Raw genomic sequence first — 22,300 nt, forward strand, 5'->3', positions numbered from 1 at the left:
TGATGGCACATGCGTTCGCGGTCGACGAGGTGAGGGCGGTCTACCGCGCCATCCACGAGCGGCGCGATATGCGCCACTTCGCGGGCGGGCAGGTCGCGCCGGAGGTGCTGCGCCGGCTGCTCGATGCGGCGCACCACGCGCCCAGCGTCGGTTTCATGCAGCCGTGGCGCTTCATCCGCATTCGCGGTGAGGCGCTGCGCCAGCAACTGCACCGTGTCGTCGAGCACGAGCGCGTGCTGACCGCCCGCGCACTCGGCGAGCGCGAGGACGAGTTCATGCGCCTGAAGGTGCAGGGCCTTCTCGATGCGGCGGAGCTGCTGGTGGTGACGCTGGCCGAGGGCCGCGAGAAGCACGTGTTCGGCCGCCGCACGTTGCCGCAGATGGACCTGGCCTCGGCCTCCTGTGCCATCCAGAACCTCTGGCTCGCGGCGCGTGCCGAAGGGCTGGGCATGGGGTGGGTGTCGCTGTTCGATCCGGCCGAGGTGTCGGTGCTGCTCGGCCTGCCTGAAGGCGCGGAGCCCATTGCCTTGCTGTGCCTGGGGCCCGTGCACAGCTTTTACGAAGAGCCGATGCTGCAGCGCGAACGCTGGGCGAAGCGCGAGCCGCTCGCGTCGCTGGTGTTCGACGAGGGCTGGGGTCGGCCTTCGGACCTTTTCGACCATCCGTCTCCCGTGGAGCCCACCTGATGCTGGCTTTCGACACCGTTCTCTTCGAGCTTGCGCGCCTGTTCCTCTGGCCGGTGACGCTGGGCGTGCTGCTGTCCTTCGTCTATGCCGTGTACTGCCTTGGCGCGTTCGGCATCGAATACTTGCAGCGTCGCCGCGACCCATCGCGCGCGCTGGTGCTGCAGGGCCATGCGCAGGCCAGCCAGGAGCAGATGGAGCTGGTTGTGCTCAAGCAGCTCGAAGGCGTGCGCCTGTGCAGTCGCGTGGCGCCGATGCTGGGGCTGATCGCCACCATGATCCCGATGGGCCCCGCGCTCGTCGCCGTGGCCTCGGGCGAATCGCAGGGCGTGGCGCAGAGCCTGGCGCCCGCATTCGCGAGCGTGATCGTGGCGCTGGCCTCGGCCTCGATCACCTTCGTGGTCTATACCGTGCGGCGCCGCTGGCTGATGCGCGAGCTGGTGTCGGTGCTCGATGCTCGGGACCGGCTTTCATGAGCCGACGCCAGTTTTCCATTCTGAGCAGCCTGGACAGCGATGACGACGATCCGGTGCTCTCGACCATCAACCTGATCGACGTGTTCATGGTCGTGATCGGCATGCTGATGATCGCGGTCATCAACAACCCGATGAACCCCTTCGCGCAGGACAAGGTGACGATCATCCGCAACGAGGGCCAGCCGAACATGGAGATCGTCACGCGTGAGGGCCGCAAGATCACGCGCTTCAAGGCCAGCGGCGCGACGGGGCAGGGTGATGGCGAGAAGGCCGGCACTGCCTGGCGGTTGAAGGACGGCACGATGGTCTATGTGCCGGCGGATGCGGTTCCGGCGCAGGGCGGGAAGTGACGCGGTTTTTCTTCTGGCTGCTGGTGGCGGTGCTGGGGTTTCTTGCGCCGGCACAGGCCCAGCCTGCGGGGGGGCGTGTCGTTGTGCTGAGCACCTCGCTGGTTTCGCCGGCGCGGGTGGTTCGATTGGAGGCTGCGGCGCGTGAAGCCGGGTTGCCGTTGCAGGTGGTTTCGGCGTCGCAGGACTCGCCCGAGACGCTGACTGCTGCGCTCGAAGGGGCGCGTCTGCTCGTCATCGATGCACCGCACATCAGCGTCGCGCAGGCTGCTGCAGCGCGCTTCGGCGACACGATCTCGCGAAGCACTGCGCCGTATGTGCTGATCGGCGAATTCGCGCTGGTGGCCAAGGGGCAAGCCTCCACTGCCGCGCCGCTGGTGACCGAGCGCGGTGTCGATGCCGTATGGGCGCAGCGCCTGCGCGAGTACTGGCGCTTCTCGGGCGCGGCCAATCTCGGCGCGGCGATGAAGGCCCTGGAGCAGCCCGGCAAGCTCGATGGCCTGCCCGACCCCGTGCCGCTGCCGCTGGCCGGCCTCTATCACCCGGGCTGGCCGCGCATCGAAACCGACATCGCCGTCGTCGAACGGCTGCCCGGCAGCAGCGGCACGGTTGCCATTGCCATCAACAGCGCCACCGTGACGGGCGACGACACCGGCTGGCTCGATGCGCTGATCGCCTCGCTCGAATGGCGCGGCCTGCGCGCCTATGCCTTCTACGGCCCGCGCCAGCAGAAAGACCTGTTCTTTCGCATGACGCACGCCGGCGAGCGGCGCGTGGCCGATGCGATCGTCAATGCCTCGCTGGTCTTCAGCCCGAACGAGCGCAAGGCCGAGCTTGAGCGCATCGGCGTGCCGGTGCTGCAGACATTGCCCTCGCTGGCCATGGACGCGACGCAATGGGCACAGAGTAAAGACGGTCTGTCGCAAACCGACATTGCTGCCTACTACAGCCCGAGCGAGCTGGCCGGCATGACCGACCCGATGCTCGTGAGCGCCCGCGACGCAGCGGCTGGCACGCTGCAGCCGCTGCCCGCGCAGATCGACTCAGTGGCCGACAAGGCAGCCGCATTGCTTCGCCTGCAACGCACGCCGGCCGCCGATCGTCGCGTGGCGATGCTGGTCTACAACTACCCACCGGGCGAAGCCAACTTCGGCGCGTCCTTCCTCAATGTGCCGCGCAGCGTGAGCAACATGCTTGCAGCAATGAAGTCCGCCGGCTACCGCACCGAACTGCCGGGCGCCGACGCGCTCATCGCGCAAGTGCAGGCGACGATGAGGGCCTACTACCCAACGGGGCAGGGCGACGAGCTGCAGCCGCTGCTCGACAAGAACCTGGCCGACGTGATACCGCTGTCGCGCTACCTCGCATGGTTCCGGTCGCTGCCGGTGGAAACGCAGCGCCGCATCGAGAGCTACTGGGGCCCGCCTGAGAAGTCGACCATGCTGCGCCCCGTCGCGGGCGAGCAGGCCTTCGTGATCCCGCGCGTGCAGTTCGGCAACGTCGTCGTGCTGCGCCAGCCGCCGCGCTTCGAGCCTGGCACGCAGGTGGCGAGCAAGGCTGAGCAGGTGTACCACCGCTCGGGCATTCCGCTGAGCCACAGCTACCTCGCCACCTACCTCTGGCTGCGCACGCAGTTCGGTGCGAGCGCGGTGGTGCACGTGGGCACGCACGGCACAGTCGAATGGTCTGCGGGCAAGGAGCGCGGCCTGTCGGTGCAGGACGATCCGCTGCTAGCGCTGGGCGATCTGCCGAATGTCTACCCGTACATCATGGACAACCTAGGCGAGGCCACGACAGCAAAGCGCCGCGGTCGCGCGACCATGGTGAGCCATTCGACGCCGATGTTCGCGCCCGCCGGTTTTCGGCCCGGCGTGCAGGCCATGCACGAGCGCATGCACGACTGGGAGACGCTGTCGCCCGGCCCGGTGAAGACGGCGATGGAAAAGCAGCTGACGGCCGAGTTCGTGGAGCAGCACTACGACCGCGACCTGAACTGGACACCCACGCGGATTCGCGCGGACTTTGCCGGCTTCATCGCGGTGCTGCATCCGTACCTCGACGAACTCGCGCAGACCGCGCAGCCGCTGGGCCTGGCGACCTTCGGGCAGGCGCCCGATGCGCAGCGCCGGCGCATGACGATCCTGCAGATCCTCGGCAAGCCTTTGGTCGAGGCGCTGGGTGAAGACATCGACGAGGTTTTTCTGATCGATGCGAAGAGCGTTGCCGGCTCGCGGCCCGCGCGCTGGGTCGAACTCGCGCTTACCGATGCGCAGGCAGCGAGTGCCATGGGCAAGACCTCGGCCGAACAGCGGAGTCTGCTGTCGCTGGCCGAACGCGCGCAGAAGCTCGATGCCGTGCTTGCCCACAACGAAGAAATCGAAGGACTGCTCACGGCGCTCGACGGCCGCTACCTGAAGTCGAGCTACGGTGGCGATCCGGTGCGCAACCCCGACAGCCTGCCGACCGGTCGCAATCTCTACGGCTTCGACCCGAGCCGTGTGCCTACGCGCGCGGCCTGGGACGCAGGCGTTGCCGCGATGGACGCCTGGATCGCCGGACACGCGAAGACCCATGCCGGCAAGGCGCCGGAAAAGATCGCCTTCACGCTGTGGGCTGGCGAGGCCTCGCGCCACCAGGGCGTGCTGGAAAGCCAGGCCTTCTACGCCATGGGCGTGAAGCCGCGCTGGGACGAGGGCGGGCGCATGACGGGCATCGAGGTGATTCCCGCGTCGGTGCTGAAGCGGTCGCGCATGGACGTGCTGATCAGCGTCACCGGCTCCTACCGCGACCAGTTTCCCAACGTGATGCGTTGGCTCGACGAGGCAGTGCAGCAGGTGGCTGCCTTGCGAGAGCCCGGCAACGCCGTCGCGCAGCACAGCGAGGCGATGGCGCGCAGGCTGCGTTCGGAGGGCGCGTCGGTGCAGGAGGCGCAGCGCTGGTCCACAGCGCGCGTTTTCTCGAACGAGCAAGGCAGCTATGGCGCCGGGCTCGAGGAGGCCGCGCTTGCGAGCGACGTATGGAAGAAGCAGCAGCGCGGCGGCGGCGATGCGCAGATGGCGCAGCTCTACATGGATCGCATGGGCCACGCCTACGGCAAAGGCCTCGACGGCGCCGCACGGCCGGGCGCCTATGCGGGCAATCTCATGCAGGTCGATGCGGCGCTGATGGCGCGCAGCTCCAACCTGTATGGCGTGCTGACCAACGACGATCCGTTCCAGTACCTCGGCGGCATCGCGCAGGCCGTGCGCCAGCTCACTGGCAAGGACCCGGCGCTGTACGTGCAGAACCTGCGCGACGGCAGTGCGGTGCGCACCGACACGGCCGCAGGCGCCATCGCACGCGAGATGCAGACGCGCTACCTGCACCCGCAATGGATCGAAGCGCAGAAGGCCGAGGGCTACAGCGGCACGCTGCAGGTGCTCAAGACTGCGCAGTTTCTCTGGGGCTGGCAAGTCACGGCGCCGCAGGCAGTGCGGCAGGACCAGTGGCAGTCGCTGCACGACGTGTATGTGCGCGACAAATACAAGCTGGGCACGCGCGAGTGGCTGGAAGGTGACAACCGGGCGGCCTTCGCGCAGACGCTGGAGCGCATGCTCGACGCGGTGCGACTGAACTACTGGAAGCCGGATGGCGCCACGCGACGCGAGCTGGCACGGGCCTATGCGGAGGCGGTGCGCGCGGCCGGGCTGCGCGAGCGGAATGCGGGCGTGCAGCGGTTCGCGCAGGCGGAGTTGTCGCAGCCTGCGCCTTCACACCAGCCACGCCCGTCGGTCGAGCCCGTGGTCGCGGCAGCGCCCGTGCCAGCTCCTACCCCGGCAGCCGAGCCAGCGCCGGACAGCCCCCAGCCCGTCAGCGGCCTCAAGCTCGAACCCACGCCCGCTGACGCCCCATCGCCCAAGGCCGAGACCATCGTCCTTCGGCTCTGGGTGGCGTTGGGGACCGCGCTGCTTGTCGCACTCGGTGCACTGATGCAGTGGCGCCGGGGCAGGGCGACTGCCTGATTCGCGAGAATGGCGGCTCCCATGCTCCTCCAGAATCTCGAATACGCCATCGCTGTAGCCGCCGCGCTGTGGATCGCACTGGCCATCGACCGCTGGCTGGGTGAGCCGCCTGCGGCGTTGCATCCCGTCGTGTGGATGGGACGCTACCTCGGGCTCGGTTCGCGCATCGCGCCGCCTGCGTACCCCGCGAAGCCGGTGGATCTGCCGATGTTCTTCATTGGCGCGTTGGTGTGGTGCGTGGGGGGCGCGTGCGTCTGGGGCGTCGCCATGGTCTTGCAGACGCTCATGGTGCTGTCGCTGCCTGCATGGGCCGTTGCACTCCTGCTGGGCCTGCTGCTGAAGCCACTCTTTGCCTGGCGCATGCTGCGCGATGAAGTACTTGCGGTCGAGGCCGCGCTGGCCGTTTCGCTCGATGCCGGCCGAAAGCAGTTGGCGCGCTTGGTGAGTCGCGACGTCTCCCGGCTCAGCGAGCGCGAAGTGCGCGAAAGCGCGATCGAATCGCTCGCGGAAAACCTCAACGACTCGCTCGTGGCCCCGGTGTTCTGGTTCGTGCTGTTCGGCCTGCCGGGTGCTGCGCTTTATCGTTTCGCGAACACCGCCGACGCGATGTGGGGCTACCGCGGCGAGCGCAACGGCCGTGATTGGACCTGGCTCGGCAAATGGGCCGCGCGCGCGGACGACGTGCTCTCGTGGGTGCCGGCGCGCATCACCGTGGGGCTGCTGGCGCTGGCGGCGTGCCGCTGGCCCACGGGGCTGTCAGAAGAGGCGCGCCGTACGCCGTCGCCCAACAGCGGCTGGCCGATGGCGGCGATGGCGCTACTCCTTGGTGTGCGGCTGGCGAAGCCGGGCGTGTATGCGCTGAATGCCGAGGGGCGTGCGCCTTCCGCGTTGGACATGCAACGCACCGCGCAACTGGGTGGCCGGGCCGCGTTGGCGGCGGGTGTGTTCGCGTCGCTGGTCATCGTGGCGACAGCCGGCTGGAGGTGGGTATGAGCACGGTGGTGCATGGCGGTCCTGATGCGGCTGGCGCCGCGCCGCACGACTTCTCGACCAATGCCAATGCCTGTGGCCCATGCCCCGAGGCTCTGGAGCGGGTCAGCGCTGCCGACGTCTCGCGGTATCCCGATCCGGCCTACACGGCGTTGCGTGAGCAACTTGCGGTCATGCACGGCGTGGAAGCCTGGCGCATCGTGCTTGCAGCCGGGGCCAGCGAGTTCATCCGGCGCATCACCACCTGGGCGGCCCTGGAAGATCGCGGCGGCCATGGCGAGGTCGCGCTGCCGCCCATGTCTTACGGCGACTATGCGGCGGCCGCGCGAGCCCATGGGTTGCAGGTGGTGCGCGCACCGCATCCGGCGCGCCAACTGCGGCTCGCCTGGTGCTGCGATCCCTCCACGCCGCTGGGTCAGGCGCAGCAGGGCATTCTCGAGACAGTGGATGCCCTGCCCGAGGGCGTGCCCTGCGTGCTCGACCGCGCCTACGAGCCCTTGCGCCTGGAGGGCCGCCTTGCGCTGAGCCAGAGCCGCCTGGATCGCCTCTGGCAGATGTGGTCTCCTAACAAGGCGCTGGGGATGACAGGCGTACGTGCGGCCTATGTGATCGCTCCGTCAAACGCGCAGGATGCGGTGCGCGCCTTGCTGCGCCTGAGCGCCTCGTGGCCGGTGGGCTCGCACGGCGTGGCAATGCTTTCGGCCTGGACGCAGCCTGACGTGCAGGCCTGGCTTCGTGAAAGCCTCGGGACCTTGCGCGACTGGAAGGCGTCGCAGATGGCCATGTGCAGTGAGATCGGTTGGCACGTCGGGCCCAGCGACGCGAACTTTCATGTCGCCCAGCCCATGGTGGACGACTTCGCCGGTCTGCTGAAGCACCTGCGCGCCGAAGGCATCAAGCTGCGCGACTGCGCCTCCTTCGGCCTGCCGGGCCACGTGCGCCTCGGCGTGCTGCCGCCCGCCAGCCAGCAGGCGTTGAAAGAGGCCTGGACAAACGCGTCCTGAACACATACACCCGCACCCACAAGAAAAATGCTCTACGCCATCACCACGCTCTTTCTCTGCCAACTGGCCGGCGAACTGCTCGTGCAGTGGCTCGGCCTGCCCATTCCCGGTCCGCTGATCGGCATGGTGCTGCTGTTCATCGGCCTGCTGGTGCGCGGCGGCGTGCCGCAGGTGCTGACCGACACATCGGGCCATCTGCTGCGCAACCTGATGCTGCTGTTCATTCCGGCCGTGACCGGCGTCATGCTGCATTTCGAGCGGGTGGGGCGCGAGTGGCTGCCGTTTCTTGCGGCAGGCATCGTCGGCGCGGCCTTCACCATGACGGTCACGGCGCTCACGTTCCGCTGGATGATCCGCTTCACCGGCAAGGACGCGCAATGACCGCGCCGGCCAAGCTTTCTGAAATCTGGGTCTTCCTCGCGCAGTCGCCGCTGCTGTGGCTGTCGCTCACGCTGCTGGCCTATCTTGGCGCGCTGTGGCTGCACACCCGCAGCGGGCGCAATCCGGTGGTCAACCCGGTGCTGATTTCGGTGATCGTCATCGTCGGCGTGCTGCTGCTCACGCGCACGCCCTACGACACGTATTTCGAAGGCGCGAAATTCGTGCATTTCCTGATCGGCCCCGCCACGGTGGCCCTTGCCGTGCCGCTGTACAGCCAGGTCGGCCGGCTGCGGCGGCTGTGGCTGCCCATCGGTGTGGCGCTGCTGGTGGGCTCGGTCGCGGCCATCGTGTCGGCCATCGGCATCGCGTGGGTGCTGGGCGGCTCGCACGAGTTGATGATGTCGCTTGCGCCCAAGTCGGCCACCATGCCCATCGCGATGGGCGTGGCCGAGAAGATCGGCGGGCTGCCTTCGCTGGCGGCGGTGGCCGCGGCCGTTGCCGGCATCTCGGGCGCGATCATGGCGACCGGGCTGCTGAACCTGCTGCGCATCAGGGAGCCCGCGGTGCGCGGCTTTGCGGTCGGCATGGCGGCGCACGGCATCGGCACGGCGCGGGCCATTCAGGTGGATGAAACGGCGGGCGCGTTCTCCGCGCTGGCCATGGGGCTGAACGGCATCGCGACAGCGCTGCTGGTGCCGCTGATCGTCAGGCTGATGGGGGCATGAAACCATCCATGTCCAAGGCCGAGACCCGTCCGATGGAACTGGTCTGGCCAGCCAAGGCCTACCTGCCAAGCTATGTGTCGGCCCTGAACCGGGGCTGGGCGCGCGACGAGACGCGGCCCGAATCGGGCTCCGAGGAACGGGCCGCCATCAAGGCCAATGCCGACCGCTTCCTTGCCAGCCTGGTGGACCGCGAAGCCAAAGGCGGGCGCATCGTCATGCCCGACGGCTCCAAGGTGCGGCGCCTGCCGGGCTACAAGTGCTGGATGTGGGACGGCGAGTTCTGCGGCAGCATCGACCTGCGCTGGCAGCCCGGCACCGACGCCTTGCCGCTCTACTGCCTGGGCCACATCGGCTACAACGTCGTGCCTTGGAAGCAGCGCAAGGGCTATGCGACGCGTGCGCTCGGCGCCATGCTGACGCTTGCTGCGGGCGAGGGGCTGAACCGCGTCGAGATCACGACCAGCCCGGACAACTTCGCGTCGCAGAAAGTGATCGCGGCCAATGGCGGCGTGCTGATCGAAACCTTCATCACCCTGCCGAGCCAGGGCAGCCTCACCAAGTTTCGCTACCGCATCGATCTCTGAAGGAAAATTGCGCATGGCTCACTACACCGCTGAAATCCTCTGGCTGCGCGGCGAGCAGGACTTTCTCGGCAACACCTACAGCAGAAGGCATTCGCTGCGCTTCGACGGCGGCGCGGAAGTGGCGGGCTCGTCGTCGCCGCACGTGGTGCCGCTGCCGATGTCCGATGCGTCGGCGGTCGATCCCGAAGAGATGTTCGTCGCCTCGCTGTCGAACTGCCACATGCTGTGGTTCCTCACCATGGCCGTGAAGCGCAAGTTCGTCGTCGACCGGTATTTCGATGCAGCCACCGGCGTGATGGAGAAGAACGCCGAGGGAAAGATGGCGATGACGGTGGTCACGCTGCGGCCGGAAGTGACCTTTTCCGGCGAGAACGTGCCGACGCGCGAGCAGATCGAGCAGATGCACCACCGGGCGCATGAAGAATGCTTCATTGCCAATTCGGTGAAGACCGAGGTGCGCTGCGAGCCGGTGTACTGACGCGCTCCCTGCCTTGGCTGCCCGCGCGGGCCGATTCAGCGGCGCTGCAGCCGCGGGTTCTTGGCAAACAGCTCCGCCGCCCAGTCAACGAACGCCCGCACCTTCGCGCTCAGGTGCCGGTTGGGCGGGTACACCACGTGAATGGGCAGCGGATCGCGACTCCAGTCCGGCAGCACCTCGACCAGTTCGCCGCTTTCCAGCAGCGGCTCGGCCATGAAGGTGATGCACTGCGAAATGCCGAAGCCGCCGAGCACCGCCGTGATGTGCGCGTTGCTCTCGTTCACCGACACGCGGTAGTGCCCGTTGAGCTCGATGTGCTCGTCGCCCTTCTTGAACTCGTGCGGGTACACGCGGCGCGTGGTGCCCGAGAAATAGCTCACCACCACGTGGCGCTTCTCGATGTCGTTCGGGTGCTGCGGCACGCCGTAGCGCTTGATGTACGCCGGTGACGCCACGGTGACGAAGTGCAGGGTGCCGATGCGCCGTGCCACCAGCGACTGGTCGCTGAGGTCGCCCGCGCGGATCACGCAGTCGACGTTGTCGCTGATCAGGTCGACGGTGCGGTCGCTCACGCCCAGGTCGACCTGGATGTCGGGGTAGCGGTCGCAGAAGGTGGCCAGCGCGGGCAGGATGATCTGCCTCGCCACCGATGTGCCTATGTCGATGCGCAGCCGCCCCGTGGGGTTGGCCTGCGCATTCGTCATGCTGGCTTCCATGTCGTCGAAGTCGTTGAGCAGGCGCGCGGCGCGCTCGTAGTAGGCCGCGCCGTCGGGCGTGACGGTGACGCGGCGCGTGGTGCGGTTGAGCAGCTTCACGCGCAGGCGCGATTCGAGCGCCTGAATCTGCTTGGTGACCGTGCCCTTGGGCAGGGCCAGCGAGTCTGCCGCCCGGGTGAAGGTGCCGGCTTCCACGACGCGGACAAAGATCCGCATGGCCTGGATTTGATCCATCGAATGCCTGTTGTTGGTGCCCGGCCCACACCGGGGGGAGCGGATTCTCACACAAGGCGCCAAACCCTTGCGAAGCGCCGCGATTGTTGTCGGTTTGGAAACAGAGTAGGGGCGGCTTGCCTGTTTAACGTCACACTGGGCGACTTATATTTCAACCATCGCCCAATTCCCTGAGGTCGCCCATGTCACCCGTTCCATCGTCCCGTTCTGCCGAAGCCGCCGCCCGCGCTGCGGCGCAAGGCGTGGAAGCCGATCTGTCGATCGAGCTGCCCGGCCGCGAACCGGTCGGTGCCCGTGTGTACGGCCAGCGCGCCAAGGGTGACGTCGCACCGCTGGTGCTCCACTTCCACGGTGGCACCTTCGTCTGCGGCGACCTCGACAACGGCCGCAATGTGGCCCGGCTGCTGGCCGGAGCGGGTGCGGTGGTGGTGTCGGTGGCTTACCCGCTGGCGCCCCAGTCGCCGTTCCCGGAGCCGATCGAGGTGGGCTATGCCGCCCTCGAATGGCTCTACAAGCAGCGCACCAAGCTCGGCGGCAAGGGTGCGCAGGTGTACCTGGCCGGCGAAGAAGCCGGTGGCAACCTGGCGGCCGCGGTGGCACTCATCGCTCGCGACCGGGCACATCCGCCGGTGGCAGGCCAGATCCTGCTGTCGCCCATGCTCGATCCGTGCGCCGGTACCGCCTCGCTGCGCAACGCTACCAGCGACGAGCCCGAGTGCCGCTGGGCCAGCGGCTGGGAGAAGTACCTGAGCTGCCCCTCGAACGCCACGCACCCCTATGCGGTGCCTAGCGGTTCGCTGCGGCTGTCGTCACTGGCGCCCGCGCTGGTGCTGGTGGGTGCGGACGACGCCATGCGCGACGAGGCGCTGACCTTCGCGGGCCGCCTGCGTGCCGCCGGCATCGAGGTCACGAGCAGCGTGCTGCCCAGCGCCTCGAACTGGCCCAAGGCGCTGTACGACACCGAGAACACGGGTTGCGTGGCCTGTGAGGCCACGGTGCAGCAGCACTTCCGCGAGTTCTTCAGCGCGACCACACCGCCGACCACCGTGCCCACGGGTGCGGCGCCCAACCACCCCAGCTAGCTCCCGGCCAGCCACGGCTGCCTGATCGACACGCTGCCAGCGCGGCAGCGTGCGAGGGCCCTCTTTTTCCTGAATTCCGCCTCCTGGTGCCAAAAGCGCCGGGGTGGCCTGTTGCATCCCCAAAGTCATCGAGAAGGACGAACCATCATGTCGAACAACGAGAAAAAGCTGTCTTCCGTAGCCCGCAAGGGCCTGTGGCCCGCCGTGACCGGCATTACCGCACTGCTGGCGGTGGCCGCCGCGGTGGTTGGCATGTACAGCTTCAAGGCCGAAGCCAACAACGCCCCGGCCGCGCCGCAAGCCACGCCGGTTTCTGTCGCCACCGTGGCGTCGAGCGAGATCAATGCCTGGGACGAGTTCTCGGGCCGGCTCGAAGCCGTCGAGCGCGTCGACGTGCGCTCCCGCGTCGCGGGCGCCGTGCAATCGGTGCATTTCCGCGAAGGCGCGCTGGTGAAGCAGGGTGAGTTGCTGGTCACCATCGACCCTGCACCGTACGCGGCCGAGGTCGAGCGCGCCGAAGCGCAGGTGGCATCCGCACAGGCCCGCCAGTCGTTCAGCCGCAGCGAGCAGGAGCGTGCCAAGCGCCTGTGGGCCGACAAGGCCATTGCCCAGCGTGAATACGACGAGCGTGTGAACGCCGGCCGCGAAGCCGACGCCAACCTGCGTGCGGCGCAAGCCTCGCTGCAGTCGGCGCGCCTGAACCTGGGCTACACCCAGGTGCGGGCTCCGGTGTCGGGCCGCATCGGCCGGATCGAGGTGACGGTGGGCAACCTGGTGGCGGCCGGTCCGGGCGCTCCGGTGCTGACCACGCTGGTCTCGGTGAGCCCGATCTACGCGAGCTTCGATGCAGACGAACAGGTCATCACCCGTGCGCTGAAAGACCTGCCGAGCGGCTCCAGCGCCCGCGGCCAGATCGAGTCGATTCCCGTGCAGATGGGCACCGCCGGCCTCGACGGCACGCCCTTCACCGGCAAGCTGCAGCTGATCGACAACCAGGTCGACGCCCGCAGTGGCACGGTGCGTGTGCGTGCCTCGTTCGACAACAAGGACGGCGCGCTCATCCCCGGCCAGTTCGCCCGCATCCGCATGGGCCAGGCTCGCAACGACACCGCACTGCTGGTGAGCGAGCGTGCCATCGGTACCGACCAGAACAAGAAGTTCGTGATGGTCGTGGGTGAAGACAGCAAGGCCACCTACCGCGAAGTGACCCTGGGCACTTCCATCAACGGCCTGCGTGTCGTGAGCAAGGGCCTGAAGGCGGGCGATCGCGTCATCGTCAACGGCCTGCAGCACATCCGCCCGGGTGCGCTGGTGGCGCCGCAGCAAGTGACCATGGACGCCAAGGCGGACCCCAAGCAACAACAACCGGAACGCGTCGCGGAAGCGGCCAAGTCCTGATTTCGGAGGAGGGCGCACCCGCGCCCACCGGAGAACCATCATGAATCTCTCAAAATTCTTCATCGACCGGCCGATCTTTGCCGGCGTGCTGTCGCTATTGATGCTGATAGCCGGCCTGATCGCGCTGCGCGGGTTGCCGATCTCGGAGTACCCGGAAGTCGCGCCTCCCTCGGTGGTGGTGCGCGCCACGTACCCCGGCGCCAACCCCAAGGTGATCGCCGAAACCGTCGCCACACCGATCGAAGAGCAGATCAACGGCGTCGAGGGCATGCTCTACATGGGCAGCCAGGCAACCACCGACGGCGTGCTGACGCTCACCGTCACGTTCCGCCTCGGCACCGATCCCGACAAGGCACAGCAGCTCGTGCAGAACCGCGTCTCGCAAGCCGAGCCGCGCCTGCCCGAGGAAGTGCGCCGGCTCGGCATCACGACCGTCAAGAGCGCGCCTGACCTGACGATGGTGGTCCACCTCGTCTCGCCGAACAACCGCTACGACATCAACTACCTGCGCAACTACGCGGTGCTGAACGTGAAGGATCCGCTGGCGCGCATCGAAGGCGTGGGCCAGGTCCAGATCTTCGGCGGCGGCGACTACTCGATGCGCGTGTGGCTCGACCCGCAGAAGGTCGCGCAGCGCGGCCTCTCGGCCAGCGACGTGGTGGCTGCCATCCGTGGCCAGAACGTGCAGGCCGCGGCCGGCGTGGTCGGCGCTTCGCCGGGCCTGTCGGGCGTGGACATGCAGCTGTCGATCAATGCGCAAGGGCGCCTGCAGAGCGAAGAAGAATTCGGCGACATCATCGTCAAGAGCGGCACCGATGGCGCCGTGACCCGCCTGCGCGACATCGGCCGCCTCGAAATGGGCGCCGCCGACTACTCGCTGCGTTCGCTGCTGAACAACGACCCGGCCGTCGGCATGGGTGTGTTCCAGGCACCGGGCTCCAACGCGCTCGACATCTCGTCGAACGTGCGCAAGACGATGGCCGAGCTCAACAAGAACATGCCCGAGGGCCTGGAATACCGCATCGCTTATGACCCGACGCAGTTCGTGCGCGCATCGATCGAATCGGTGATCCACACGCTGCTCGAAGCCATCATGCTGGTGGTGCTGGTCGTGATCCTGTTCCTGCAGACGTGGCGCGCTTCCATCATTCCGCTGCTGGCCGTGCCGGTGTCGGTGATCGGTACCTTCGCGGTGCTGCACGTCCTCGGTTTCTCGATCAACGCGCTGAGCCTGTTCGGGCTGGTGCTGGCCATCGGCATCGTGGTGGACGACGCCATCGTGGTGGTGGAGAACGTCGAGCGCAACATCGAGGCGGGGCTCACGCCGCGTGAAGCAACCTACCGTGCGATGCGCGAAGTGTCGGGCCCCATCATCGCGATCGCGCTGGTGCTGGTGGCCGTGTTCGTGCCGCTGGCCTTCATCAGCGGTCTCACGGGCCAGTTCTACCGCCAGTTCGCGGTGACGATTGCGATCTCGACGGTGATCTCGGCGATCAACTCGCTCACGCTGTCGCCCGCGCTCGCCGCCTTGCTGCTGCGCGGCCACGATGCTCCCAAGGACGCGCTGACGCGCGGCATGGACAAGGCCTTCGGCTGGCTGTTCCGCGGCTTCAACAAGCTGTTCCATCGCGGCTCCGAGGCCTACAGCGGCGGCGTGAAGCGCGTGATCTCGCGCAAGGCGCTGATGCTGGCGATCTACGTCGCGCTCGTCGCCGTGACCTTCGGCCTCTTCAAGGCGGTGCCCGGCGGCTTCGTGCCGGCGCAGGACAAGCAGTACCTGATCGGTTTTGCCCAACTGCCCGATGGCGCCACGCTCGACCGCACGGAAGAGGTGATCACCCGCATGGGCGACATCATGAAGAAGAACCCGAACGTGGAAGACGCCATCGCCTTCCCGGGCCTGTCGATCAACGGCTTCACCAACAGCTCGAACTCGGGCATCGTGTTCGCAACGCTCAAGCCCTTCGACCAACGCAAGCGCCCCGACCAGAGCGGCGGCGCGGTGGCCGGCCAGCTCAACGGTGCCTTCGCGGGCATCCAGGACGCCTTCATCGTGATGTTCCCGCCGCCGCCGGTGGCGGGCCTGGGCACCACGGGCGGCTTCAAGCTGCAGCTGGAAGACCGTGCCTCGGTGGGCTACGACCAGATGGACGCGGCAGTGAAGGCCTTCATGGCCAAGGCACAGCAGGCGCCCGAACTGGCCGGCATGTTCACGAGCTGGCAGGTCAACGTGCCGCAGCTGTACGCCGACATCGACCGCACCAAGGCGCGCCAGCTTGGCGTGCCGGTGACGGACATCTTCGACACCATGCAGATCTACCTCGGCAGCCTGTATGCGAACGACTTCAACAAGTTCGGCCGCACGTACAGCGTGCGAGTGCAGGCCGATGCGCCTTACCGCGCCCGTGCCGAAGACGTGGGCCTGCTGAAGGTGCGCTCGACCACGGGCGAGATGGTGCCGCTGGCTGCGCTGATGAAGGTGAATTCGACCTTCGGCCCTGAACGCGCCATGCGCTACAACGGCTACCTGGCCGCCGACATCAACGGCGGCCCGGCACCGGGCTATTCGTCGGGCCAGGCGCAGGACGCGATCACCAAGATTGCGGCCGAGACGCTGCCCAAGGGCGTGAGCTTCGAGTGGACCGAGCTGACGTACCAGGAAATCCTGGCCGGCAACTCCGCCTTCCTGGTGTTCCCGCTGGCCATCTTGCTGGTGTTCCTGGTGCTGGCCGCTCAGTACGAAAGCCTGACGCTGCCGATCGCGATCATCCTGATCGTGCCCATGGGCATCATGGCCGCGATGGCGGGCGTATGGATATCGGGGGGTGACAACAACGTCTTCACGCAGATCGGGCTGATCGTGCTGGTGGGGCTGAGTGCGAAGAACGCGATTCTTATCGTGGAGTTCGCACGGGAGCTCGAATTCGCCGGCCGCACACCGATACAAGCCGCCATCGAAGCCAGCCGCCTGCGCCTGCGCCCGATTCTGATGACCTCGCTGGCCTTCGTGATGGGCGTGCTGCCCCTCGTGCTGTCGACCGGCGCGGGCTCGGAGATGCGCAAGGCCATGGGCGTGGCGGTGTTCGCCGGGATGATCGGCGTGACGGCCTTCGGCCTGTTCCTGACGCCGGTGTTCTACGTGCTGCTGCGCCGCCTCGCGGGCAACCGGCCGCTCAAGCTGCATGGCGAAGTGCCGCATGGCGACGACTTCGTGTCGGCCGAGCATCCGGCTGCGCCGTCGCACGGTGGCTCGGGCGGTGGTGGGCTGCACCCTGTGCCTGCATCGCCGCGTCCCTCGCATGACGACTGATCAATAACAAAGAGAAAGCTCATCATGAAATTCTCAGTTCAACCGCTGGTGAAGCCTCTTCGTACCGCCTTGCTGCCGCTGATGGCCGCCCTGGTGCTGGCCGGCTGTGCCACCGTGCCTTCGGGCCTGCCCGAGATCACGACCACGGCGCAGTTCAAGGAGCAAGGCCCGACGCCTCCCGCCGGCTTCACGCGCGCCGTGCCTTCCGAGGCACAGGCACGCGGCGCCTGGTGGCTGGCGTTCAATGACCCGACGCTGAATGCGCTGGTCGAGAAGGCCGACGTCAGCAACAACAACATCCAGGCCGCAGCCGCGCGGCTGGCCGAGGCTCGCGCGCTGGCGCGCAGCGCCAACGCCGACCGCCTGCCGCAGATCGGCCTGAGCGCCGGCGCCAACCGCGGCGCCGGCCTGGACAAGGCCACGGCCAGCACCACGCCGGCCACGATGACCAACATCGGTGCCACGTTCTCGTACGAAGTCGACCTGTTCGGCCGCCTCTCGGGCGCCAGCAATGCGGCCAAGCTCGACGCGACCGGCCGCGAGGCGCTGCTGCAAAGCACCCGGCTCGCGGTACAGGCCGAAGTGGCGCAGACCTACCTGCAGCTGCGCGCGCTCGATGCCGAACGCGCGCTGGTGCGCGAACAGGTCGAGGCCTACCGCGACACGCTGCGCCTGTCGCAGCGACGTGAACAAGCCGGCGACATCGCCGAGCTCGACGTGGCGCGCGTGCAGACCGAGGTGTCGTCGACCGAGTCGGACGCGCTCGCACTCGACCGCCAGCGCGCCCAGGTGGAGCATGCGCTGGCAGTGCTGGTGGGCGACTCGGCTTCGAGCTTCGGCCTGCGCACCGACGAGTGGTCGACCGCCTTGCCGTCGATCCCACCGGGCGTGCCGGCCACGGTGCTCACGCGCCGGCCCGACGTGTCGGCGGCGCAGAACGCGGTGCTCGCCGCGCAGGCCCGTGTCGGCGTGGCACAGGCCGCGTGGTTCCCGGACATTTCTCTGACCGGCGCCGCCGGCTATGCCTCGCCCGAAGTCGGCGACCTCTTCAAGTGGTCGGCGCGTTCGTGGGGCGTGGGCGCGCTGCTGTCGCTGCCGATCTTCGACGGCGGCCGCCGCGAGGCCGGCGTGCAGGGCGCCAATGCCCAGCTCGACGGCGCGCTCGCGAGCTATCGCACGCAGGTGTTGGTGGCGTTCCAGGAGGTCGAAGACCAGCTGGCTGCCATACGCATCCTGCAGGAGCAATCGGTGGTGCAGGCGCAGGCCGTGACCTCGGCCCAGCGCGCTACCAGCCTGTCGGACACGCGCTATCGCAATGGCTACATCAGCCAGCTCGACCTGCTGGACGCACGCCGCAGCGAACTGCGCAACCGGCGGCAGGCGCTGCAGGTGAAGTCGGCCCAGTACCAGGCGGCCGTGGGGCTGATTCGCGCCATTGGCGGCGGATGGGAAGCTCCGGCGCCCGTTGCTGCGGCCGGCGCACAGACCAAGATAGCCACGCGCTGAAAAGTGACGACCCAGACGACCCAGACGACCCAGACGACCCAGACGACCCAGGATTGAAATTGACAGCCTGAACGCCGCAAGGCGGTCTTTGCGCCGTCGTGGGCTTAGCCGGCTTTGCCGGCGAGGTTCGCGGCGGCGCTTATTTTTTGCAGCTCCGCCGCGCCCATGGCCAGGGCGCTGGAATAGCTGGCCTGCGGCCTGGCCGCCGTCCGGTAGACCCGGTAGTCGAGGGTCTCGGAGGCTTCGTCGCCATGGCGGGCTTCGAGCAGGGTCCAGAAGAACTGGCCCGGTTCGCGTTCCTCGACGGTGAGCGCCAAATCGTTCAAGGCTGGCATGGGTCCCTGGGGTGCAGTGCGGTGTGTGATGCCGGGTGTACGCAAGAAAGGGACTGTTGGATTCACCGGATGCGTTTGCAACGCCTTGGGTGTGAAAAATGTCTCATTTCGTCGGCTTGGTTCTGTCTCGCTCGGTCTTTTTCGGGCCGGCGCGGTGCTCAACGACAATCCGCCGATGAGTTCAAAGGCGAAAAGCGGGCCGGCGCGGTGCGTCATGGTTCTGGGCACCACCAGCGGAGCCGGCAAGAGCTGGCTGGCCACGGCGCTGTGCCGCTGGTATGCGCGGCAAGGCCTGAAAGTGGCGCCCTTCAAGGCGCAGAACATGAGCAACAACGCCCGCGTGGTCGATGGCGGCGAGATCGGCAGCGCCCAGTATTTCCAGGCCCTGGCCGCAAATGCGCTGCCCGACGTGCGCATGAACCCGCTGCTGCTCAAGCCCGAGCGCGATACCCATAGCCAGGTGGTGCTGATGGGGCAGGTGAGCGAAGAACTCTCGGCCTTGCCCTGGCGTGGCCGCAGCGAGCGCGTCTGGCCGCAGATTGCGCAGGCGCTAGACGAACTGCGCGGCGACAACGACGTGGTCGTGATCGAAGGCGCTGGCTCGCCGGCCGAGATCAACCTGATGGCCAGCGACATCGTCAACATGCGCATCGCCCGGCATGCTGGCGCGCGCTGCCTGCTGGCGACCGACATCGACCGCGGCGGCGCCTTCGCCCACCTGTACGGCACCTGGGCGCTGCTGCCCGAGGCCGACCGGGCGCTGCTGCGCGGCTTCGTGCTCAACAAGTTCCGCGGCGATGCCTCGCTGCTCGCGCCCGCGCCGCAGCAACTGCAGGAACTGACTGGCGTGCCCACCGTGGCCACGCTGCCGATGTGGTGGCAGCACGGCCTGCCCGAGGAAGACGGCGTGTTCGACGACCGCAGCCGCGCCAGCGGCACCGTCACCCGCACCGTGGCGGTGGTGGCGTACCCGCGCATCAGCAACCTCGACGAATTCCAGGCGCTGAAGAACGTACCGGGCGTGCGGCTGGTCTGGGCCCGCACGCCGGCCGACGTGGCTGGCGCCGACTGGATCGTGCTGCCCGGCTCCAAGCACACCAGCGGCGACCTGGCCTGGCTGCGCGCGCAGGGGCTGGACCGCGCCGTGGCCGCCCACGCCGAACGCGGCGGCGCGGTGCTGGGCATCTGCGGCGGGCTGCAGATGCTGGGCGAGGCGCTGGTCGATCCGCACGGCATCGACGGCAACGCGCCGGGCCTCGGCCTGCTGCCGCTGGTGACCGTGTTCGCGCGCGAGAAGACGGTGCGGCATCGCGCCGCGACCTTCGGCGAGCTGACCGGCACTTGGGGCCCGCTGTCGGGCGTGCCCGTTGTCGGCTACGAAATTCATCACGGCCAGACCGCCGCACACCCGCAGATGGCGCAGGACGGCCACGCGGTGATGCCTGACGGGCTGGCCTGGCAGAACGCGCGCGGCAACGTGCTCGGCATTTACCTTCACGGCCTGTTCGAAGACCCCGGCACGCTGCATGCATTGTTCGGTGCCTCCGTGCCCACGCTGGACGCCACCTTCGACGGCCTGGCCGACTTCATCGACACCCACTTCGACGCCGGCGTGCTCGCCGGACTGATTGCATGACCGAGACCATCCCCACCATTTCCGACATCACCGACGCCCCGCTTGCCGCCCGCCTGCACAGCGCAATCGACAACAAGACCAAGCCGCTCGGTGCGTTGGGCCGGCTCGAAGCGCTGGCCTTGCGCATCGGCAGCATCCTGGGCACTGAGAACCCGGTGCTCGAAGCCCCGCAGATGCTGGTCTGCGCGGGCGACCACGGGCTGGCGGCGCGCGGCGTCTCGGCGTTTCCTGGCGACGTGACCTGGCAGATGGTCGAGAACTTCCTTGCCGGCGGCGCCGCCGTGAGCGTGCTCGCGCGCCAGCACGGGTTGGCGCTGACGGTGGTCGATTGCGGCGTGCGGCGCGACTTCCAGCCCCGCCCGGGACTGGTGTCGCGCCGGATCGCCGAGGGCACGGCCGACGCCTCCACGGGCCCGGCCATGACGGCAGCCCAGTGTGCACAGGCCATCGTCAACGGGCGCGAAGTGGTGCGTGCGCTGCCGGGCAATGCGCTGCTGCTTGGTGAGATGGGCATCGGCAACAGCTCGTCTGCCGCGCTGCTGCTGTCGCGGCTGGGCGGGCTGGGCATCGACGTCTGCATCGGCGTCGGCACGGGCCTGGACGCGGCTGGGCTGGCGCGCAAGCGCGAGGTGCTGCGGCAGGTGCTTGCGTTGCACGCGGGTGCGACGGCGCCGCTGGACGCACTGGCGGCCTTTGGCGGTTTCGAGATCGCCACGCTGGTCGGCGCGGTGCTTCAGGCGGCCGAGGAGCGGCGCGTGATCGTGGTCGACGGCTTCATTGCCAGCGCGGCGGTGCTGGTGGCACAGGCGCTGCAGCCCTGCGTGGTGCAGCGCTGCGTGGCCGCGCACTGCTCGGCCGAGCCCGGGCATCTGCTGCTGCTGGAGCGGCTGGGGCTGGACCCGCTGCTGAACCTCGAACTGCGCCTGGGCGAGGGCTCGGGCGGTGCGTTGGCCTGGCCGCTGCTCGAATCGGCCTGCCGCATCCTGCGCGAGATGGCGAGCTTCGAGTCGGCTGGCGTGTCGCGCAAGGACGCCTGAAGCGGATGAACGGCGTTCGCCACTTCCTGCTCGCGCTGCAGTTCTTCACGCGCGTGCCGGTGACGGGGCCGCTGGCCGCATGGGTCGGCTTCAGCCCTCAGATGCTGCGAGCGAGCGCGGCCCATCTGCCCGGCATCGGATGGCTGGTGGGTGGGGTGGCGGCGCTGGTGTTCACGGGTGTCGGCATGGGGCTGCCCGGCGTCGCGGGCGCGCTGGCAGCGGCTTTGCTGAGCACCGTCGCCACCGTGATGCTGACTGGCGCCTTCCATGAAGACGGACTGGCCGACGTGGCCGATGGCTTGGGCGGTTCGGCCGACCGGGACCGGGCGCTGGAAATCATGAAGGACTCACGCATCGGCGCCTTCGGTGCGATTGCACTGGTGCTGGCGCTGGGCCTGAAGTGCGCGCTGCTCGCCGTGCTGGCCGGGCGTGGCCTGCAGACCGTGGCCGTTGCCATCGTCGGCGCGCACGTGCTGTCGCGACTGATGCCGCTGTTCCTGATCCGCTGGCTGCCTTATGTGGGCGACAGCGGGGCGAGCAAGGCCAAGCCGCTGGCGGATGCGATCAGCGGCGGAGCGCTGGTGATTGCGCTGGTGTGGACGGTTCCGGCGGTGGCGCTGCTGCTGTGTGCGAACGACGCCGTGCACGTCGGGGCGGCCGTGCTTGCGGCCGTTCTGGCCGCGGGCTGGATGGCGAGGCTGTTTCTTCGGCGGCTACAAGGCTTCACCGGCGATGGCCTGGGCGCGACGCAGCAGGTCTGCGAGCTGGTGATCTACCTCGCGCTGGCGTGGCGTGCATGAGCACACGCCGAAAGCTCTGGCTCCAGCGCCATGCGCCCGTGGTGGCCGAGCCCGGCCTTTGCTACGGTGCCACGGACCTCGAAGCCCATGCGGACGCGACGCTCGAAGCCGCGCAGCGCATCGCGCCCTTGCTGCCTGCGGACATCAGGTTGATCAGCTCGCCGCTGCGGCGCTGCGCCGGGCTGGCCGATGCCATCGCTGCATTGCGGCCCGATCTCCGGGTACAGCACGACGCCCGGCTCGCCGAAATGAACTTCGGCGGCTGGGAAGGGCGGCCGTGGTCCGCCATTCCGCGCGAAGACTTCGAAGCCTGGACCGGCAACTTCGCCGACGCGCCTGCGGGCGGTCATGGCGAAAGCGTGCGTGCCTTCATGCAGCGCGTGGCGGCCGCGCACGATGAATGGCTGGCGGGCAAGGGCGACGCGCTGTGGGTCACCCACGCTGGCGTGCTGCGCGCGATGACGCTGCTGCACCGGGGTGTGCGCTGTCCTGCAGCTGCTGCCGATTGGCCTGCCGGCGAGATTGCGTTCGGCAGCTGGCTGACTTTCGACAATTCACCCGTCATCTGACAGGCTCC

Annotated in this window: 20 protein-coding genes; 18 read left to right on the forward strand and 2 right to left on the reverse strand. The window is 68.2% G+C overall.

The features are described 5' to 3' along the window. Positions 1-2: 2 nt before the first annotated feature. Genes bluB through BMW87_RS02170 form a run of 10 tightly spaced genes read left to right on the forward strand, consistent with a single transcriptional unit; the run spans position 3 to position 9,669 of the window. Complete coding sequence (bluB, locus tag BMW87_RS02125; RefSeq protein WP_093073813.1) at positions 3-686, forward strand: 5,6-dimethylbenzimidazole synthase; 684 nt, start codon at positions 3-5, stop codon at positions 684-686. Next, positions 686-1,159, forward strand: coding sequence for a MotA/TolQ/ExbB proton channel family protein (locus tag BMW87_RS02130; protein ID WP_093073815.1), 474 nt, complete (start codon positions 686-688; stop codon positions 1,157-1,159). The genes bluB and BMW87_RS02130 overlap by 1 nt, the downstream gene beginning before the upstream one ends. Further along, a complete protein-coding gene (locus BMW87_RS02135; RefSeq protein ID WP_093073817.1) occupies positions 1,156-1,509 on the forward strand; it encodes a DUF2149 domain-containing protein in 354 nt (117 codons plus the stop codon). Before BMW87_RS02130 ends, BMW87_RS02135 begins: the two co-directional genes overlap by 4 nt. Next, positions 1,506-5,507, forward strand: a complete 4,002-nt coding sequence (gene cobN, locus BMW87_RS02140) for a cobaltochelatase subunit CobN (protein WP_093073819.1) — start codon at positions 1,506-1,508, stop codon at positions 5,505-5,507. The genes BMW87_RS02135 and cobN overlap by 4 nt, the downstream gene beginning before the upstream one ends. A gap of 21 nt (positions 5,508-5,528) precedes the next feature. Next, entirely contained in the window at positions 5,529-6,500 is a 972-nt protein-coding gene (gene cbiB / locus BMW87_RS02145; RefSeq protein ID WP_093073821.1) for an adenosylcobinamide-phosphate synthase CbiB, read from the forward strand. Continuing rightward, positions 6,497-7,501, forward strand: coding sequence for an aminotransferase class I/II-fold pyridoxal phosphate-dependent enzyme (locus tag BMW87_RS02150; RefSeq protein ID WP_093073823.1), 1,005 nt, complete (start codon positions 6,497-6,499; stop codon positions 7,499-7,501). The genes cbiB and BMW87_RS02150 overlap by 4 nt, the downstream gene beginning before the upstream one ends. A 27-nt stretch (positions 7,502-7,528) precedes the next feature. After that, positions 7,529-7,882 carry a CidA/LrgA family protein gene (locus BMW87_RS02155; RefSeq protein WP_093073825.1) on the forward strand — a complete coding sequence of 118 codons (354 nt, stop codon included), beginning with the start codon at positions 7,529-7,531 and terminating at the stop codon, positions 7,880-7,882. Beyond that, on the forward strand, positions 7,879-8,607 hold the full coding sequence (locus BMW87_RS02160; protein WP_093073827.1) for an LrgB family protein: 729 nt from the start codon (positions 7,879-7,881) through the stop codon (positions 8,605-8,607). Before BMW87_RS02155 ends, BMW87_RS02160 begins: the two co-directional genes overlap by 4 nt. Then, on the forward strand, positions 8,604-9,191 hold the full coding sequence (locus BMW87_RS02165) for a GNAT family N-acetyltransferase (protein ID WP_256216625.1): 588 nt from the start codon (positions 8,604-8,606) through the stop codon (positions 9,189-9,191). The genes BMW87_RS02160 and BMW87_RS02165 overlap by 4 nt, the downstream gene beginning before the upstream one ends. Before the next feature lie 13 nt (positions 9,192-9,204). Continuing rightward, complete coding sequence (locus BMW87_RS02170; protein WP_093056508.1) at positions 9,205-9,669, forward strand: OsmC family protein; 465 nt, start codon at positions 9,205-9,207, stop codon at positions 9,667-9,669. 35 nt (positions 9,670-9,704) lie between these two features. Here the strand turns inward: BMW87_RS02170 and BMW87_RS02175 are convergent, their stop codons facing one another. Then, positions 9,705-10,619, reverse strand: a complete 915-nt coding sequence (locus tag BMW87_RS02175) for a LysR family transcriptional regulator (RefSeq protein ID WP_093056509.1) — start codon at positions 10,617-10,619, stop codon at positions 9,705-9,707. 182 nt (positions 10,620-10,801) lie between these two features. On the opposite strand from BMW87_RS02175, the gene BMW87_RS02180 reads away from it, so the two are divergent. The 4 genes from BMW87_RS02180 to BMW87_RS02195 all read left to right on the forward strand — a co-directional run bounded on the left by BMW87_RS02180 (position 10,802) and on the right by BMW87_RS02195 (position 17,915). Continuing rightward, positions 10,802-11,701: an alpha/beta hydrolase gene (locus BMW87_RS02180; protein ID WP_093056510.1), complete on the forward strand. Its 900-nt coding sequence runs from the start codon at positions 10,802-10,804 to the stop codon at positions 11,699-11,701. A gap of 147 nt (positions 11,702-11,848) precedes the next feature. After that, the gene (locus tag BMW87_RS02185; RefSeq protein ID WP_093073829.1) at positions 11,849-13,099 is read left to right on the forward strand and encodes an efflux RND transporter periplasmic adaptor subunit; all 1,251 of its coding nucleotides are present in this window, start codon (positions 11,849-11,851) and stop codon (positions 13,097-13,099) included. Positions 13,100-13,139: 40 nt separating this feature from the next. After that, a complete protein-coding gene (locus tag BMW87_RS02190) occupies positions 13,140-16,409 on the forward strand; it encodes an efflux RND transporter permease subunit (protein WP_093073831.1) in 3,270 nt (1,089 codons plus the stop codon). A gap of 24 nt (positions 16,410-16,433) precedes the next feature. Further along, on the forward strand, positions 16,434-17,915 hold the full coding sequence (locus tag BMW87_RS02195) for an efflux transporter outer membrane subunit (protein WP_093073833.1): 1,482 nt from the start codon (positions 16,434-16,436) through the stop codon (positions 17,913-17,915). Between the two features lie 104 nt (positions 17,916-18,019). Here the strand turns inward: BMW87_RS02195 and BMW87_RS02200 are convergent, their stop codons facing one another. Further along, entirely contained in the window at positions 18,020-18,250 is a 231-nt protein-coding gene (locus BMW87_RS02200; RefSeq protein WP_093073835.1) for a hypothetical protein, read from the reverse strand. Positions 18,251-18,425: 175 nt separating this feature from the next. Here BMW87_RS02200 and BMW87_RS02205 point away from each other — a divergent pair, with 175 nt between their 5' ends. Genes BMW87_RS02205 through BMW87_RS02220 form a run of 4 tightly spaced genes read left to right on the forward strand, consistent with a single transcriptional unit; the run spans position 18,426 to position 22,292 of the window. Next, positions 18,426-19,886, forward strand: coding sequence for a cobyric acid synthase (locus BMW87_RS02205; RefSeq protein ID WP_093075149.1), 1,461 nt, complete (start codon positions 18,426-18,428; stop codon positions 19,884-19,886). Then, positions 19,883-20,923 carry a nicotinate-nucleotide--dimethylbenzimidazole phosphoribosyltransferase gene (gene cobT / locus BMW87_RS02210; RefSeq protein ID WP_093056515.1) on the forward strand — a complete coding sequence of 347 codons (1,041 nt, stop codon included), beginning with the start codon at positions 19,883-19,885 and terminating at the stop codon, positions 20,921-20,923. Before BMW87_RS02205 ends, cobT begins: the two co-directional genes overlap by 4 nt. A 5-nt stretch (positions 20,924-20,928) precedes the next feature. Beyond that, on the forward strand, positions 20,929-21,723 hold the full coding sequence (locus BMW87_RS02215; RefSeq protein WP_093073837.1) for an adenosylcobinamide-GDP ribazoletransferase: 795 nt from the start codon (positions 20,929-20,931) through the stop codon (positions 21,721-21,723). Continuing rightward, positions 21,720-22,292 (forward strand): histidine phosphatase family protein, encoded by a 573-nt coding sequence (locus tag BMW87_RS02220; protein WP_093073839.1) that lies wholly within the window; start codon positions 21,720-21,722, stop codon positions 22,290-22,292. Before BMW87_RS02215 ends, BMW87_RS02220 begins: the two co-directional genes overlap by 4 nt. Positions 22,293-22,300: the final 8 nt, after the last annotated feature.

It is taken from the genome of Variovorax sp. OV084, assembly GCF_900111625.1.
In the GTDB taxonomy this organism is placed as follows: domain Bacteria; phylum Pseudomonadota; class Gammaproteobacteria; order Burkholderiales; family Burkholderiaceae_C; genus Variovorax.